This window comes from Paenibacillus allorhizosphaerae (assembly GCF_042659105.1).
GTDB lineage: Bacteria > Bacillota > Bacilli > Paenibacillales > NBRC-103111 > Paenibacillus_G > Paenibacillus_G allorhizosphaerae.
Genome location: NZ_JBHSRV010000002.1, coordinates 949,029 through 966,372, shown reverse-complemented (window position 1 = coordinate 966,372; position 17,344 = coordinate 949,029). Strand labels below are relative to the sequence as shown.

At 43.7% G+C, this 17,344-nt stretch carries 17 protein-coding genes and 1 pseudogene; 1 reads left to right on the top strand and 17 read right to left on the bottom strand.

What is annotated here, in order from left to right; translation table 11 throughout:
- Positions 1-6: 6 nt before the first annotated feature.
- The 5 genes from ACFQI7_RS13190 to ACFQI7_RS13170 form a co-directional block, all read right to left on the bottom strand.
- Positions 7-1,725 carry an RNA polymerase sigma factor gene (locus ACFQI7_RS13190; RefSeq protein WP_218103183.1) on the bottom strand — a complete coding sequence of 573 codons (1,719 nt, stop codon included), beginning with the start codon at positions 1,723-1,725 and terminating at the stop codon, positions 7-9.
- Positions 1,726-1,815: 90 nt separating this feature from the next.
- Positions 1,816-2,046: an isochorismatase family protein gene (locus ACFQI7_RS13185; RefSeq protein ID WP_218103182.1), complete on the bottom strand. Its 231-nt coding sequence runs from the start codon at positions 2,044-2,046 to the stop codon at positions 1,816-1,818.
- Positions 2,047-2,788: 742 nt separating this feature from the next.
- Complete coding sequence (locus tag ACFQI7_RS13180) at positions 2,789-3,154, bottom strand: DUF2185 domain-containing protein (RefSeq protein WP_218103181.1); 366 nt, start codon at positions 3,152-3,154, stop codon at positions 2,789-2,791.
- A 230-nt stretch (positions 3,155-3,384) separates the two neighbouring features.
- Positions 3,385-3,480 (bottom strand): hypothetical protein, encoded by a 96-nt coding sequence (locus ACFQI7_RS13175; protein ID WP_329958303.1) that lies wholly within the window; start codon positions 3,478-3,480, stop codon positions 3,385-3,387.
- 556 nt (positions 3,481-4,036) lie between these two features.
- Complete coding sequence (locus tag ACFQI7_RS13170) at positions 4,037-4,705, bottom strand: Type 1 glutamine amidotransferase-like domain-containing protein (protein ID WP_218103180.1); 669 nt, start codon at positions 4,703-4,705, stop codon at positions 4,037-4,039.
- 162 nt (positions 4,706-4,867) lie between these two features.
- Here ACFQI7_RS13170 and ACFQI7_RS13165 point away from each other — a divergent pair, with 162 nt between their 5' ends.
- Positions 4,868-5,218, top strand: coding sequence for a tyrosine-type recombinase/integrase (locus ACFQI7_RS13165; RefSeq protein WP_329958304.1), 351 nt, complete (start codon positions 4,868-4,870; stop codon positions 5,216-5,218).
- On the opposite strand, the gene ACFQI7_RS13160 is transcribed toward ACFQI7_RS13165, so the two are convergent.
- The 12 genes and pseudogenes from ACFQI7_RS13160 to ACFQI7_RS13105 form a co-directional block, all read right to left on the bottom strand.
- Complete coding sequence (locus ACFQI7_RS13160; RefSeq protein WP_230415723.1) at positions 5,160-5,729, bottom strand: tyrosine-type recombinase/integrase; 570 nt, start codon at positions 5,727-5,729, stop codon at positions 5,160-5,162. The genes ACFQI7_RS13165 and ACFQI7_RS13160 overlap by 59 nt on opposite strands.
- Positions 5,730-5,813: 84 nt before the next feature.
- Positions 5,814-6,323 carry a hypothetical protein gene (locus ACFQI7_RS13155; RefSeq protein WP_218103179.1) on the bottom strand — a complete coding sequence of 170 codons (510 nt, stop codon included), beginning with the start codon at positions 6,321-6,323 and terminating at the stop codon, positions 5,814-5,816.
- 265 nt (positions 6,324-6,588) lie between these two features.
- The gene (locus ACFQI7_RS13150) at positions 6,589-7,155 is read right to left on the bottom strand and encodes a hypothetical protein (RefSeq protein ID WP_218103178.1); all 567 of its coding nucleotides are present in this window, start codon (positions 7,153-7,155) and stop codon (positions 6,589-6,591) included.
- Positions 7,156-7,333: 178 nt separating this feature from the next.
- Positions 7,334-7,804, bottom strand: a complete 471-nt coding sequence (locus ACFQI7_RS13145) for an effector binding domain-containing protein (RefSeq protein WP_218103177.1) — start codon at positions 7,802-7,804, stop codon at positions 7,334-7,336.
- The gene (locus ACFQI7_RS13140) at positions 7,798-8,835 is read right to left on the bottom strand and encodes a VOC family protein (protein WP_218103176.1); all 1,038 of its coding nucleotides are present in this window, start codon (positions 8,833-8,835) and stop codon (positions 7,798-7,800) included. Before ACFQI7_RS13140 ends, ACFQI7_RS13145 begins: the two co-directional genes overlap by 7 nt.
- A gap of 15 nt (positions 8,836-8,850) precedes the next feature.
- Positions 8,851-10,185 (bottom strand): helix-turn-helix domain-containing protein, encoded by a 1,335-nt coding sequence (locus ACFQI7_RS13135; protein WP_230415732.1) that lies wholly within the window; start codon positions 10,183-10,185, stop codon positions 8,851-8,853.
- A gap of 814 nt (positions 10,186-10,999) precedes the next feature.
- Entirely contained in the window at positions 11,000-11,368 is a 369-nt protein-coding gene (locus ACFQI7_RS13130) for a hypothetical protein (RefSeq protein ID WP_218103174.1), read from the bottom strand.
- Between the two features lie 258 nt (positions 11,369-11,626).
- Positions 11,627-11,788: pseudogene (locus ACFQI7_RS13125) on the bottom strand (sigma factor-like helix-turn-helix DNA-binding protein); the annotation flags it as partial.
- A gap of 637 nt (positions 11,789-12,425) precedes the next feature.
- Positions 12,426-12,806: an IS66 family insertion sequence element accessory protein TnpB gene (tnpB, locus tag ACFQI7_RS13120; RefSeq protein ID WP_218103173.1), complete on the bottom strand. Its 381-nt coding sequence runs from the start codon at positions 12,804-12,806 to the stop codon at positions 12,426-12,428.
- On the bottom strand, positions 12,787-13,098 hold the full coding sequence (gene tnpA / locus ACFQI7_RS13115) for an IS66 family insertion sequence element accessory protein TnpA (RefSeq protein WP_218103172.1): 312 nt from the start codon (positions 13,096-13,098) through the stop codon (positions 12,787-12,789). Before tnpA ends, tnpB begins: the two co-directional genes overlap by 20 nt.
- 284 nt (positions 13,099-13,382) lie before the next feature.
- Positions 13,383-14,810, bottom strand: coding sequence for a TnsD family Tn7-like transposition protein (locus ACFQI7_RS13110; protein WP_377516893.1), 1,428 nt, complete (start codon positions 14,808-14,810; stop codon positions 13,383-13,385).
- Positions 14,811-15,657: 847 nt separating this feature from the next.
- Positions 15,658-17,340, bottom strand: a complete 1,683-nt coding sequence (locus ACFQI7_RS13105) for an ATP-binding protein (protein WP_218100415.1) — start codon at positions 17,338-17,340, stop codon at positions 15,658-15,660.
- Positions 17,341-17,344 lie beyond the last annotated feature (4 nt).

Below are 17,344 nucleotides of genomic sequence, written 5' to 3'. Positions count from 1 at the left end.
GATCGTTTAAGTAAAAAATTTTGGGGCACGTTCATATTCCAAACCGATGATTCCCTCTGAAAACCGCTGCACCCACCCTTCCAATGCCGCTGCTGCATGCATCTCCGCATCTTTAGCTTGTTCAAGCAGCCTGATGGCGGCGGCGGCTTCGCCGGGGTCGAATGGGTTCCCGCAGTCCGGATATGAAAACCGTCGTGCAAGCGCATGCCAGCAATGTTCCGATCTTTCGTAATACGCCTGCGCCGCCTGCAGCGGCTGCAGCCATTCCGAGGCTCCTGATTTGCCAAACTTACTGATGAAATCCGCCTGAAGTTTGTCAAGGAACCGCGCGGCATGGTGCCGCGCTTCCAGTACGAGCAGCACATTCATCGCATGATCGAGCTTGTTTATAAACGCGCCGGTACGAAACGCTTCGATCCAGGCGTCGTATGCGCGAAGCCCCGATACATATCCACGCGTCTCTTTTTCTTCGCCCCGCATATGTGCAACCGCCGCCGAGAGCGACTGCACTACCGCTTTGCCGAGCAGCAGCTTGCCGTCTGGGGCTCTCATATCCGGATCAGGACCGGTAACGACTGCCGCAAAAAGCTCCGGCGAGCCGTTCAGCGTGCACAGCTCGGCATAAGCCAGCCTCCGGTTCGGCCCAGAAATATCGGCAACCGTCAATTGACGGACATCATCGTCATATCCGTAAATCATGCCGAATTCCGCAGCGCTTAAATTCCACCCCATCGAAGGATAGCCGTGCTCGAGCGATTGCTGAACGAGCCGGATCGCATTCGCAGCCGTCTCGACGTCAGGCACAACGCTGCCTGGCCGTCCTTCCGTTTTCACAGTGAACCCCAAATTACGCCATGACGATTTGACCATAGACGGCCAATCAAAGCCGGTAAACCCGCTCGGACCAAGATCCGGCGATATACATAAACGAAATGCATGGCCTGTCAATCCGGATATATCGGTTAAGCTATAGGTACGGCCATTCGGGATGAGATGCAGCATTTCGCATGTAATGGAAAGGAAGGAATGATAACAACCCCGATCCCAGCGCAGCGGCTGCCCCGGCAGCAGTATGCTCACGGGTTTGCCCGCAGCGCGCCGCTCACTCAAATACGGCTCAAGCTCCTGCTGTAATGTCTCCTGCTTCAACTTTGTTTTGGCGCGGGAGAGCAGGTTATAGACATTGCTTGGTTTGATCCTCATATTTTCCGAAATTTCCGCCGCCGATTTATGGCCGAAAATATGCTCCGTAAATACGATACGCTCCCGGTTTGTCAAGACGGACAGCAACGATGCGGTTTGCCGCAACAATTCCTGCCTTTCATGCAGCTCAGCAGGGTCCAAGTCGTAGGTAAGCCCGCGAGTATAGTCGCTATCGTGCGCGATCCAATCGCCTTCGTCTTCATGAGTTCCGTTCGGCTTCCCATGCAATGCGACAAACCGCCTTCGATTTTTTTCTTTCCGAAGCCGCATGAATGACTGGTTTCTAACGATGCGGTCAAGCCACGGAACAAATTTCTCCGGATCATTCAGACTGCGCAAATGCATGAACGTTTGCAGAAACGTCTCCTGAACTATATCTTCCGCTGTCGACGAATCGGAAACTATTGCGCGTGCAATCCCCATGACCCGCCGGCGGTGAAGCAACACCAGCTCGTCAAACGCTTCGCGGCTGCCAGATCGCGCTTGTTTGACTAAGCTGCTGACGATATTATCATTGTCCAATTTGTTCCTACCTCCAGCTGATTGCACCTTTCGAACGACCGCAGTCATTCGGGCGTTTACCAATCAATCCGTAAAAAAGCTCAATCCCCCTTATTTTACATTACATGCCAAAGTTTTCCCATCACAGAACAAAGCAATTTCCAATGCTCCCCCAGGTCTTGCGCTATGTTGTATATAGATGATTGGAGTTTTAGAAGAGCGAGCTCGCTCAATAAGTAATTTTATGTTTCGCAATAACCCATCGCTGTTATATACAGGATTGTTCTCGTTGAACATACCCACCTGTACATCAATTATCATTAACGCAACTTTACTATCCATTCGTGCCTCCATGAGCATACTGATTCAAATATGTAATTCTTCACCCATCAAACATTACCGTCTATTTCCAAAGTATCCTGCCCTTTAGCTGAGTGCCCCCACTTTACTTCGTCAAAAGACTCAGGTTCTTGTCGTCCGACAGCAGTAGTAAATTGCGAGGAAATACGTACAAAAAAAGAAGCGACTCTTTGAGTCGCCAAATTTGCACTGGTATTATTTCATAATCTAATCAAAATACACAAATTGATGTTGTTACTTGCCGTTGGGATAGAATTGAACCTCAAAAGAATTAGCCGTATCCTTATCATTAAAGAGAGTGGCTTCCGCATAAACAACAGTAATTAGTTCCCTCATTCCGCGACTCACCTGGTAGTTCATCCTAGAGAACATTCGTGTTCAAATAGTTTTTTCTTTGCGGCGAATTTCTGCAGATTTCGAAAACGAGTTATTCATGCCCCACCCCTCATTAAGATGATATGCTCGTATCACAACTCATTTTTCGATTTCATGTAAGTTATTGGAATTTGTGATTAATGATAGTGATTGTGTGATCAAGACAGCTCCGGAGATAGCCTCGATTCCCAAGGAATCCGCCATATGCCTGTTAACGTAACGAAGCCGCCGATCGAGCTGGCAGCTTCTTCCTGGTTGTTTATTGAGCTTCGTCTCCCTTAGCGAGCATTCGTGAGAAAACTAAATCGTACCGAGGGAGTTCAACGCTCTACGAATCATAACAATTTCTTCAGTCTTCTGGATTCTCCCACTCCTCATCAAGTTCAAACTTCCCATCTGTCCCTCGAATGTAGGCAGTACCTGGGGATGAATCCAAGAATGGGATTATTTCGGGATCGTAGTTACATATCGTATTTACCTGGTAAACGGTATGATTATTAGGGTTATCCATGTATTCCTGATCTTCATCCCCAGCCATAAATCGCCATCCACTATCGGGCCGCCCATTTTGATATGGCTCTTCTCTATACATGAAACCGACCTTACAGCCATCAACCGTTATTCGGTCCGTTGCAATGCAGCCCTCTTGGGAATCGATCAACTTTACAATCTGATTGGGTGAAAGGAAGTATTTCTTCTTGTCAGGCTCGAGCATTTGTGTGTCTCCTTTAGTTAGAAAATTACCATGCTGCTTTCAGCTATCGTATCCGGTCCTTCAATAAATTTGCTTATTCCCCGTACCAACCTGATAAAATTCCTGCTCTCTTTATTACTGCGATTCGCTCCTTGCGTCCTTCTAATTTCTGTATCATTTCTAATGCGGTTTCAATATTAGTGATTACGTATCCTGTTGTTTCATATCCTTTTGGCAATTCAACAATTCTTTTAATCCTTGCAATACCAACAAGCAAATGGGATTTTATCATTGCTTAATTCTATGCCTGCCTCTTCCAAAGCCTCTCTGTTCAGAGCTTCATCCAAGGACTCGTTATTATTCAGTCTACCTCCAATTTAAAACTTTCTCGCCTTTATCCCAGCCCATTAAAATATTGCCGTTGTCTAAAATTGGAACACAGTGAACTCCGCTGATTTTTTTGTCAGTCGGTATTTCCGAAATAAAGGTTAACAAAAAATCACCTCAGTCTATTCCTATTATAGTTCTACAAAATATATTGTCTCACATTATTGGATTAATTTGGGTGGCAGATTTCAGACGCTATTTCAACTATCCTGACAGTTATCGTGGAAACGGCAGCCGGTCGTTTGGCCAGCTGCCGTCGTGTCATGATTGAGCTAGCGTTCTCCGTTAGCTCAACAATTAATCAATCTCAAGTTCGTTCTCCAAATCGTTCAGGCAGAACGATAACCCCTAAAACAGCGGAATCATCTCGGTTCCAAAAAAGTGCTGGTTTGTACTCATCTTTTTTTCTAGTCCGGTAACCAATTAATCACAAACTCTTCTAAATTGCCTTCTTCCAGACTCATTAAGGTTCCACCAATCAAGCAAGTTATCTTATATGTTAACAGCGGAGTAATATCAGGGCGAAAAAAGTTTCCAATGCCCTTCGGAAACAACTTCGACTGCCCCGTCGATCACTTTGATGGCGGTCTGATCATCAATCGCATACGCCGGCCCCTGCATCCCGGCGGCCCATCTCTCTGCAGCAGCCATTGTGTTATGCGGCAGCATTTCGTGATCCAGATGCGGAAACATTGCAAAATCAACCAGTCCCAGCGTTTCATCGCCACCGTTAGGTGGAGTCCAGCCAACGAAGAATTCTCCGATGTTAGGTGCCATCACCATACTCCCGGCGCTCAGTCCCACATAGACTGCGTGCAGCGACGGCAAGAGGTCTGCCAGCCCCGATTGCCGCATCCAGTGGCACAGGTAAAGGGCGTCGCCGCCCGCCACAAGCAGGACGTCCGTCTCCCGGACCAGCGGCACCCAGCGGTCTTCGTCGATGCTTGGCAGCGCTGTGAGCTCCAGCACGCCGACGGACTTCCAGCCCAGGTCGACCATGGAATCCTCGGAATTCCCGCTGATGAACTGCCAGGCTTTGACGCCGGGGCCGACCCAGGGGTGTCCGTACATCGCGGTGGGGATGCACAGAGCGTTGGAGTCGGCGATCGGCTTGCCCAGAATGTCAACAAGCGCGTCGTGTATGCTTTTGTTATTGATGCCTCCAGATGTGAGCAGAAATTTCATAACTTCACTCCTTGTCTTTGTGTGCGTTTGTCTTTTATTCTTTAGACTTTTCAAACGAGAGCAGGTCGTCTAATTCGCGCTTGTAAACTTCGTAATTTCCCTAATGCCTAGGTGTTCGTCAAAATGATTGAACTATCCTGCCATTTAGTTGAATAGCGGCGGATCGCTAAAGGAGATTCCGCCGTTAAAACCACTAAAAAAATCGACGATACAATTCTCTCCTTCGCTCACCGCGGAGCTGAGCATAGATTTGCGTGGTCGAGGCTTTTTCATGACCCAGCAAAAGCCTTATTTGTAACGGATTCAAATCCAGTTAAGCGAATGGCCATCCCAACGCTCAGGTGGGCATTAAAGCGACTGGCAGAACGCGGAGCGGTCGAGGCAAATGTGTACCCCCATCGATTCCGTCATACCTATGCATGCCAGCTGCATGATAACGGAGCACCTTTAGATTTTATCCAAGGCCGCGACTGGCTAAATACTTCTTCAACCATACTTTACACTCCGTGGTGAAGTAAACTTCTCTCTGCTTAGAACCCTTCCCGTTTACAATGGCAGAGCAGTTCTCCCAGTTCAAATCCTCAATGTTTAACTTCTCAACCTCTCCAATACGACAGCCTGTGCTGTATAGAAACTCAAGCAACGCTCTTTCCCTTAGAGTCTGACATGAGATTTTTAGATGGATTACATCTTCCTCCATCAAAAACTTAGGAATCCGCTTATCCATTTTGGGCTCACGCAATTTGAGCGAAGGATTGTTAGGCAAATAGGTTTCTTCATATGCAAAACGGAATAGTGATCGCACAAAACGGATGCGGTGACCTAAGCTGCTTGGTTTTAAGCGATTGGACTGCTTAGCTAGGTATTCCTTCAGCAGATTCAATGTTATCTCAGATATATCTATATCCCCGAGATCCGTAACCAGCATCTTGAGCTGCAAAGCATAAGCTTTCAATGTATTTGGACTAAACCCTTGGATTCGCTTGTCCGCCTCATAATGACGCCAAAGTTCGCTTAAAATCATAATAAAACCTCCTATTAGAGCAATTAGTTCTAGTTTGCTTCTAATAGAAGGTTTTAGACTTATTGATTCAACTAGCGTAACCCTTTAGTTCAGCGGCAAAACCTTAAAACTTGCCTTGCTTGTTTCAAGTTCAAAATCTTTTTTATTATCCCCTTCACCAACTGAGAATCTAGCAATTGCTGACACTTCGTAATAACCAGGAGTTTCAAGTTTATATACATACTGCTCGGTTATCCTCCCTTGTCCTCGAAAAGGTCGAAATATTCCTACGTCATCCATAACGAATGTATTGACACCCTTGCCATACTTGTCAGTAATTTTGAAATAAAAAACACGTGATGCATGTAGAATGGTTAAATCTTTATCAGATAAATTCTTAAGTGTTGCCTCAACAACGAACTCTTCGTTTGATTTTATTTGACTTGGGACAGAAATTGTTGCAGTAAACGGGATTTTTTCTGGAGTGGGTACGGTCGGTTTATCTACTTGATCCTTGGGGATTACGTTATTTACAGTAAATTGTTCTTCAGAATGTGAAGACTGATTACATGCAACTAAACCCATCAAAGCGAAAACTAATAAAGTTAGTCTCATATTTACCACCCCAAACAAACAAACGTAAAAATTCGGGATATTGTTGCAAAATACTATTGATAAATCACTAAATAAACAGAATTGTTGAGCAAATCTGCCCGTTACTTCAAATGAAAATCGGCAGCCGATCGTGTGGCCGGCTGCCGTCGTGTCATGATTGAGCTATCGTATCCGTTAACGTATTAAAGCTGATTAGTTGCTCTCCCTTTTTCCGACACTTTTTAAAAATCTAAGGTTGCCGTTCTTAATCGATGGCCTCTTGCTATTAAAAAGCCAGCGACTGGGCAAACCGGACAATCTCCTCTTTCGTCAGCTGTTGATGTTCCCTTAGGTCATATTGGAAGCAGAAGCCATCCTTTTCCTCAGCCCATATCAATTGGTGCCGATGACGATCATATAGATAAGCCGCCGGACATTGATGAACCAGGAGCATTTCCTCCTCATGCTCGTCGATGCTCGGAACATGAATGCGGCTCGTGCTGGAGGCAAGCTGACTAACCAGAATCCGGCATTCAACTAAACGACCCTTAACCAGATAGTACAAGCTGCCCCCAACCAGATCGCTGCTTTTCCGCAGATCGCGTGTGACGATCGTGGCTCCGGTTTCTTCCGCCTCTTGATACATCTCCAGCATTTGATTCGTCGAAATCGGTTCGAAGCCATAGATCACTTCGATTTTTTTTGGCTGCAACCCCGGTGCAAGACGGATTCGTAAGGGATGGATCGTATCAAGAAGCTGCCGTAAGCTACCACTCCATCGCTCCCCGCTGTAGTTCGTTTCATTACGGATTTGTTTATTTGGCGGGTCCGTCATTGTTGTAGATCGTTTCACATAAATGCCCGTTACTTTAATGAACGAAGAGGAGCTTAACGTTCCTCGTTAGTTCAGCGACGAGCTGTTGGGAATATCGTGAAGTTCTTGTCATGTTCTTGTCAGCCAGTTTCGGACCCGCACACAAGCACACACGTCAAAGATACAACCACAGGCACATCTGACGGAAGAACCCCCTTTATTTGATCGGGGGCGAGTAACGGGCAAACCCTTCTCCCTTATCATTGTACCGTTCACAGATGAGGTACTTACGGCCCTCTGAGCTAACTTCCATACCACTTTCGCTGATATATTGATCTACGGCGCGACTTGCTGCGTCAAAATCCCCTTCTTTATTGGCAACTACAACACACTTCTGGGGAGGCAACGTGGTCCGGAAATACCACTCCGGGATGCCTTCGAATGATTCAACCTCCACACAAAGAATATAGGCATGCAGGTCGGCGCTCCCCTGCGTTTCCGCCTCCGGCCAGATTCCGTATTGAACGAAGGGATTCTTCACGGACGGCAAATGCTTCGCAGAAGACAGCAGCCCTTCTTTGGCATGGCGATATTTCCCGCTCATATCTTGCAAACTAATGCACGGTATGCCAATCAATTTCAATTCTCCATGTTCGACTACATAAGGCTGCATATCCTCCATCACCATCTCTGCACCCCACTTTTGGTTTTACGATTCATCGTTATTAACGGCGCCGGTACACGTTCCGGCTTGTAGCCGTCAAGCATCACTTGAGCGCTGTACCTGACATCCTGATTCACCCACAGGTAATGCCCATCGGGCGTGTAAAGCTTCAAATAACCGCCACAACCACCGAATTCGAGCTCCTCTTTCACGGTCCCGCCATTCTCCAGCACCCGTAGTGTCAGTGCTCCAATGTTCTTCGAATGCAACTCTAACGCATGCTTCGGACGGCCATCAAGAATCCAGTGCATGGGCTGCGGGTTCGCCGGATCCTCCTGTTTCACCAGCCGGATGGTGGGCTGATTCTTTTCACTGCTGTTCACCCCCATTATGATCGCGCCGTCTTCAGCCGTGAAACGCTGTAAGCCAAGCGCATTTTCGAAGAAAACGACCGTACTTGCAGGATCCGATACGTACATCTGAACGTTCCGGAAACCGGTAATGTTTGTTTCAAACGAATCGTTAATTTCGGCTTCGTTCCTCTCGTAAGCCCCGATCAGATGGCCTTCCGGGTCGAAGAAGGACATATAACCGTTGGTCGGTTCCACCAGAATCCCGGCACCAGCTTGGGACAGTCTCTCTTTCAACAGCGCCAGATCTTTGACGTATAAGGCCAAGTACTCTTGCAGACTCCCGTTTACCGTCCCATGCAGATGGCGGAATTCCATGGCCGGGGTTTCTAGGATGTGCAGACCCGGTCCGATTCTCGGTACCGTGCGTAAAAACGTGTTTCGTTCAATCGGTCTCTCCGGGTATTCCAGCTCCAATCCTAGCACGTTAACATAGAAATTGACCGTTTGGGCAAGTTTCCTGGCGGGCAACTGTACTAGGGTTACCAGATCGATCGCGTACTCCAGTCCGTTTGAGTGCAGAATGGGCTTATTTTGCTGCAGGCCCTCGCTGTTGCCGGTCTGGCCCTTAAGCACCTTGAAGGCCTGTGTTACCCGTTGTGGCTGATAGTTTTCTTCATGACCATTCTTTGCTAACTTTTTCAACTGTGTCACTCTCCTCTACGAGTTGGATTGGATAGGGATATATACTTTAACGATGGTCTCATGCTCCACATCACGTCCATCCGGTGTGTAATATTCCGCAAACCATTGCCGCTTTTCATCTAGCAAGTAGCTCCCGCTTGCAGCGATCCAACGATGCATATTTTCAAGTACGCCACCCAGCATTCCGTAGGTCCGGCTTATACAGCAGGCGTATGTGCTGAAACCGATCCGTTTCTCCTTTAGGCCGGTTAGTCCTTTTAACTCTCGGACACCGGTCAGAATCCCATTCTCCCACCAATAGTCGTCTGAATCCGCAGAATGGCCGTATGCATACGACATATAGTAGTTTCCGGTATTTGTAAGTCCAGTCACTTCTGCGCGCTTTTCGTACCAATCGATCAATCTTCGCTCGGCATCCGCCTGTGCCGCGGGTCCGTGTCCCCGGAAATAGCAGGCATGCACTTCAGCCAACTCCACGATTTCAATCGGTTTATAATCGAGCTTCCGCTGAACGGGAAGATAAAGGTTCATTCTGGTTACTTTGCCGTTATACGCTATGAATTCTTCCACATATTGATGGTTTCCGATTTCGAATGTACTTCTCGGGAGCCATTCAGACAGCAGCCGGTTCCATCCTTCTTGAACGGTCCTGGGAGGCGAAGCGGAAATCTTCCGTACGGCGTAGAGCCCCCCGTTGAACATCTCCTCAGTAAAATCCGGACTGTTGTCGATAAGCTTCCCCTCTTGAAGCTCAATCAGCACTTTGTAACCGTATCGAGGCTCGCCACCTTCATCGGGAACTTCCACATTATGACCGAATATCCGGACCCTTGACTTCACGTTCATCTTCGCCGCCAGAGCAGCAAGCTTTTCGCTTACAATACGGAAGCCCTCATTTTCCATTCCCTCTACCTGATCGGACAAATAAAGATAGGTGTGCATCCTCCCCGGCATAAACCGGACCACTTTGACGTCCGGGAAACGCTCCATCTGATCCCTGTCTTCCATATAAGCGACCTGCTCCTGAAGCTGAATCGGTTCAAAGCTGAAGAAAATATTTGCTTGTCGATAGGCAGCAGGTGTCAGTCCTACGATTTTCTTGAACACTTTGGCAAAAGCATGATAGGTTTCAAAACCGCTCATCCAAGCGATCTCTTCGACGGCGAGTTTTGAATTACGAAGGTGATTGGCGGAAACACTTATTCTCCGTTTACGGATATAATCTTTTATGGGATGCCCAGTAAGCGCATAAAAAACCCGGTACAACTGCGCAACCGAAATATATGCAACCTCTGCGAGTGAAGAAAGCTCAAACTCCTCCTCCAGACGCTCCTCGATGAGGTCAATCACCCTCTGGACTGAATCAGCGTAACTCAAGGTTCTCACCTGCCAAGAATTCGTTTGAAATTAAGTATAACAGAGGAAACCATATCCATTATGCTCAAAATTCTCAGAAATGTCGGTTCGTTCGCTCTCACCCATCTATCTATGCAAGAAAGCAGACCGTCGCTGCGATCTGCTACAAGACGTTTTTTATATTGTAAACTAGCCGTTAGTTGAGAAAGGTAGCCGTTCAACTAGCCGGCTGCCAGGGTGTTGTCTTATTAAGCTATCGTCTCCCGTTAGCTCAAACTTTCAGAACGAAGGCTATCGATCAGCGTAATTTCATTCACTTTTTTAACCGTTCCAATCGGATCATGTAAAGACCATTTTTCCTCATTTAATATCTTGTGAATAAATACTTAATAGCTCCTCTTGAACAGGTTTGACAACTGACTCAACGTGGAGAGTCTGCTTAGTTTTGAATCCCAGTATTTTCGTTTCTCTTCCTCACTCTGCACGGTCATCAGAAGGTATCTTTCTTGGACACTTATTAATTTTCTAAATGACTTGAGCTCTGATTTTCTCAAATATCCCCTTGCCGCGTACTCATCTAGTTTTTCTTGATCTATTTTTGCGCACTGAATTAATGTATCAGGGCCAAATAATCTCAGGACATCTGATGCTCGATAGCTCTCCGGTGTAGTTCGTAAAGAAAGTGTCCCTGTCTCCAGATAGATATTCCTTGAATGCTGAAAGCCTTCTGCACCTATTGCTTGTACACGTTCGTTGTCCCAAGCTAATCTTAAAGCCTCTTTTCTTTCATGCGACTCTCTCCAAACACTCACCTTTTTTTTAATGGCAAGCTAAAATAAGAATTATAAACGTCATTAGACAAAGAACAATCAACCCTTCCCAAATGATTCGGACTATATCGCACATACCTTTTCCCAGGAATGCAGAATCGCTTAAGTTCCGTTGCTTGTGCATTAGATAATAAATCCCCATCAATTGTTGTAGCTATTTCTGGCAGAAGGCCAAGATCGTAAAGGTGTTCGTTCAATTCTAACCGATTATACTCGTACGAATTGGAATATTGAAATTGTCCAACCACCCCTATGCTTGTCCAAACCATCCGTTTTCTATTTAGTGCCGATTGCTCTTCACGAATCATGTCTTTTATAATTTTTGCTCTTCCTTCCTGTTGTTTCAATTCCCAGTACAATCCAGACTGAATAAACCCCTCGATTCCGTGTATAGTCAAAATTGTTCGCAACCTTTCAATAAAAAACAATTAGATTATGAAACTAGTACTATTATTTACAAGTTAATAGAATTTAAACGTTGACTATATGATTGCAGTTGCAGTGGCAGTGTTATCCCCTGGCGGCGTTATTGGTAAAACAAACACCTCACAGAAGTTGCTTGTCCACCGACGATGAAAAAGAAAAAGAGGGGGTGCCCCTCTTTGCCGCTTCACTTTATAAAACTCATGATACAGCTTCATCAATGCCCGCTTCTCACTAAATCCGCGATACGATCTGCTGATCCCCGGCTCCTTCGCGATTTCCCTCTGCGTTCGCTCTTCACCACCGAGCTCGAGCCCAAATCGTCCCACTACAACTTTCTCCTTTGTTATAAGTTATTGCGTTTCATAATACGTTTATGGAACGTGCGTTCCAAATCTTCAAGAGTTTTTTACAACGTTAAATTTGGAAGCATGGGCAGCACAAGATGCGATCAGTACTTTTATTTTCTCTTTTTAAATCGTACGATGCAGTGTTCACGAAGATAATACCCGCCCTCAACTTTAATCGTTTCATCCGTTACCCCAAGTATCTTTCCATAATAATCGACTATACTTCCCATCAATATCTCGACTTTCGTTTGGTTCAGTACACACATTACCAAATGTTCCGTATTCATTAACGTTACCTCCTTTTTAAAGAAAATCAAAAAAAAGCACCATTAATCCAATCAAGCTTGGATTAACGGTGCTTCCGTTAGCTAAATATTACCATATTAATGATTTACCTGCAATCAAAAATCTAGCTTACATTGGCATCTCGACCAATTTACACTAATGCTCCATTGATATTATGCATGTTAAGGCAAGTGTGGTGATTTATATGTAATTTGCTGTTCCTGCTTTGCCGTCTTTTGTTTCAGTTCTTCGATTGTAGGTGAGATTTCCGCACGGTTTTCCATACCGTTTCATTTCGTTTGTTCTTGGCTTGGTTCCTGCATGCTTATATGACGAAATGGCGAATCTAAATCACGGTTTCCACCATAACTCTTGCGTGGGCTTGCTGCTGGCTAAGGGAAAGCCCGTCAAGCAGCCAGCGAAGCTCGCGAGAGGTGACCGTCACAACTTGTTCATTGCCGGTCGGCCACTGAAACGTGCCGTGTTCCAAACGACGGTAAAAAAGCCAGAAACCATTGACCTCCCAAAAGAGGAGCTTGAGTTTGTTACGCTCGCGATTGCAAAACACGATCAAGCTCGGAGAGAATGGATTCAGGCCATAACCTTCTTGGACAAGAGCAGCGAGTCCATCGATTGATTTACGCAAGTCCGTGGCGCCGACAGCCAGATAGACAGGGTGTGCGTATGAAAACGTCAGCATGATGAGGTTAAGGCTCCACCGCTTCACGTAGCAACTCCCGGTCGAATCCTTTTTGGAGGATGATGCTGGCATGCCCGACATGAATAACAAGCGAAGAAGGGGCAAGAGGAGCGTCGAGCTCCGTGACGGTAACCGGAATAAAGCGTGCCGAAGAAACGATGTCTGACGAGGCGATTTTTTTGAGTTTCCGTGTCCAATATTTCAATTGTTCCAAATTGACTTTATTGGCACTGCACCATGCTACCATCGTGAGTCCGCTGGCCTTATAAGCTTCAATGCGTTTCGCCCACTCGTTTTGACGTTGATCTCTTTTTGTCATGAGGCAACCTCCTCATTTAGGATGCCTTCATTTTCTCATGAGCTTGAGGCTGGTGGGGAGTATTTTTATGTTTACATATAAAAACTAGTTATAGCGAGAAGGAGAATCCCCCCAGAAATTTTCGTAGTTAGTTGGGAAATATTCAATAAATAATTCAGGCTTTGGTTCTCTACATTCTTCAAAGCCTACATAGGATAAATAAAGTGCCATCGTATTCCACGGACCATTTTCTCAAAATCAATACATAGATTCTGACCGAGAGGCTAGGGCGTCCCCCATTTAGTCTAGGCAGTTTTTTTCTGATGTTTAATCAATATATTTTTCACTGTTATCTCTGTAGTTTTTAGGATTCTAGCAGTTTCTTTATAACTTTTTACATTCGCATAAACTTGAAATAAAAGGTTAATCCAAGCAAACGAATTTCTTTCGGGTATTTGTATTTTTTTGTCTAGAATACGATTCCTTTTGTTTAATATTTGCGCTTTTTGGATCTCTTTCTCATAAAGTTTATATATTTCTTCTTCTTTCTTATCCCAAAGCCAACCTCTATCCCTTACGTAAATTCCATCTAAGTTTTGTAATGTTGCTCTATTGCATTTCTTCGTATAAGTATATCCACATTTTTCGCATTGGAATTTTCCATAAATTACATCTCTGAAACTATATCTTTGACATGCTTCTATGGAGTTTTGTTTATATTTTGAACATAACTCATTGAGACATTCCCAGGGCCCCTGGCCAAAAGGAATAAAAGGTTCAGTATCAGTAATTGTTTGATTTAGGAAATTACTCACTGAACCTGAAAAATAAATCATGAGTAAAATATGAATCAAGATATTATAATGATTACTTTGAAGATTAAAGTAGACTTGAGCAAATTTTCTATGTATCTGATTTATTTTTATCCCTAAAACTTCTAGATTTTTTTCTGAGAAAAAGTCAAAAAAATCTTGAATAAAACTTTTATTTTTTTGCATTAATCCATTTGGCGAAAAGTACCCTTTTTTTAAGGAATGGCCTCTATATCTTTGTCTAATCAATTCGATATTTATATCTTTTTCATTATAGATAAGAAATTTTGTATCATCTGCCACTTGATGTATCAATTTCTCTAGGGTTTCAGTGTATAAAGTGTGTTTTGTGAATGACGGTAGATAATGTTTATTACTACAATAAGGTGTTCCTAACAGTCTTCTATTATGATATAAAAAAGGTTGTTGACACTCTGGACACGATGATATTAGATATGTATGGTGATTAGGGCAAACCTGAACAAATTTATATTGATGAATTCTATGTACGTAAGATTCGCCAAATTTTTGATAATCTTCTAAAAGACACTGGGGACAATAACGAACTTGATTAGAAATCATATGCCTGAGTTGATCGCTACCAACTACAATCCTTCCTTTTGTCATACCAATATCTTCAATAATGTTGTGATATTCAGCAGCTAAGTAAAATGGTTTCATTAATGGTAAATAAGAATGTTCTTTGACTATTCTTTCTAAAGAATATGAGTGTTCGCCCAATATATTATTTAATAATATCAATAGATTTTTGGGAAGAATAAATCTATTTCTTACTGTTTTTACTTGAAATAATTTATTCATAATGTCTTTCATATGAGGCCTTCCGGATAACTTAAAATATCGGTGGATAATACTTCCAAAATCCTCATCGGGATAAGGGCACGGAAAAAAATTAAGCATTGGACATCTACCTCCCTACTATTCTTTCTTATATCCTCTTCATTTTTAAAAAATGCATTTTATTTAAAAATATTTTCATATTTGATTAGGTGAAAATCAAATTCACCTTCTAATTGCCTCCCTACTAATTTTGTTCACAGATTTGCCTTTATCAGGTCCATAAAAAGACCAATGGAAGTGAAAGTAAATGAACAATTTCGTGATATATTTATCAGTCGAACTGTGTTACTGATTTCTCACCACCTTGTCTTGGCGAAATTGCTAGAGAATACAAACGTTTCATAAGCTTCAATTGCAGACTGATGGTGGAACCAGGAGAACGTGCTAAAAGCCGTTCGATCGGACAAAGTGTAGAAAAAAAGGAAAGAAAGTGGTATCGTTTCTAAAAAAAACAGTTCTCTCGTTTTTTTATGAATCTATAGAGCTAGTAATTTCCGAACTCAAATAAATTATACTTGGGATTCAATGATCAACCGGGGGCTTAGTGTACGAGGCGCTAGTGTGCTAGCCTATTGCATTATCTGCTTTAAAACAAGCAGGATAGCACTTTAGAGCCCTTTTTGACCGGTTTCTCCGGGAGTATTCACTGAAATTCATCACTTCCTCACGATTAAAGAAATGATACGTAATACGGATATAGTAAAATTTTAATAAGTCTGAGACCGTATGATTGGAGTCGATTATAATTTCTGACTCATGAACTGTTAAATGCACGGCAGATCCTGTTTATGAAACAATCGTTTCATCGTTGTTTGGAAGTTACGAATTCATTACCCAGGGAGTAAAACCGAGCGAACGTGCAATCAGTTCGCCCAGATACAGAGCAGGGAAAAAGGGCATTGGCATTCTAAACTCCCCCTACTGGGACAATATCACCCGAAAGGTCAATTTTCTGGGATTCGTTTTCTTTCTTTGTTTTCTTAGCACCAGCCCTTAGTTTCTTATCTACTTGTAACTTTAATTTAGCATAAGTTTGAAGCGCCATGCTTTTTAACTCTGGCAGCAAGATATTTTTATGCTGTTCGATTAGAGCCCGTACAATGGTTTCAGCATGGTTCATAGGAACTTGTGCTTCCATTAACCATTTAACGGCTTCGTACGATAAGTCTATTACGTCTTTTTTTGTCCCTTCATTTTCGGGTTTATTAGCAAAAGTTAGATTTCTCTTGGCCATTTCTGCAAGTGCTTTATTGAAAAACTTATCGATATTGAAGTCCTTTACATAAATATCCTTTAACGACTCCAACGTTACATAGTCGTTAAGTTTAACTGCTTGCAGCACGGGCTTAAGAGCCCTAAGCTCGTTTTCGGCAACGTCTCGAATAATTTGCGGTGTTATTATCTCCACTCCGGAATTAATTGATCTCCATTGTGCAATCATAAATAATTTAATCGCAATGTCTGTAACCCCTTGGGAATATTCGTACATCGCTTCGTTAAGTGCAGAGCTTAATTCAACCGGATTACGAGTCCACTGATACTTCCAGAGTGTGCCCAAAAACAACTTCCAATCTATCCCGACTTCGGAATCATCCGGCGCATCTAAAGCTCTAAAATCCATACGCTCCCAAAAAATAACCCCGAAATGCTCACATGCTCTTCGCAGTTGCCGAAATTCCTTCGATAGCATGTCCCATGCCTTATTTGTCCCGATAAGGATTATCGGGATACCCAGCATGTTTTTTAACGTCACAAAGAAATTCAGCATGTCTTCTTCTTCATCTGTGTTTCCGCAAAGATGCTGGATTTCATCAATGATTAAGACACCTACCATATAAGTTGCACACATCTGAGCCATTTGAGGGATCATCTGGTCGATGGTTGCTCTATTCTTGACGAAAGTATCGTAGTGCTCTTCTCCTACCAACTCCTTCAAGATCTGAAAGAAGTGTAGACAAAGACTTCTGATTGAACCCTTCGAAGGACATTCCAGTTTCATCCAGACAATCTGCGTTGAGTTTATATTGAGACCCTTATATTGCCCGTGCCTGATAACCTGAGCAGGGTACATCGTCATTAAAATGTTGTTGATTGCCGTTGTCTTTCCCATTCCGGAAACCCCAATTAGCGATAGTCCACCTCCTGAGGTTTTGTACGACATTTTATCGAAGGAAACATTCTGCGAGTTTAACTTCTTAGTAACCTTATACACTTGCATAGCCTTCGCAACATTTTCCGCTCCTTCATTGCGTAAACGAACCCCATTTACCGTGAGAGGGTTACGATCCACATACCCATCACGAATGAGAATCGAAAGGCTTTGTTCAATCCTAAGGTGATTTTCCAGCGGTTGGACAAGTCGTGCTAAATCATAGATACAATGGATGCGAAGTGTTTCATTTTTCAAACGATCTCGTTCATGAAAACGCACTGTTTTGGTTAACTTTTTGATGACCGTTTGCATATTGTGAATAGGTTGCAATGCTTCAATTAGTAGGTTGTTACGGTATTTCTCTATCTCTGCCCTCCTATATAAGGCTTCGACATCTGCACCCTTTAAAAAGAATAAATTCTTTTCTATTGCTTCCATTTCA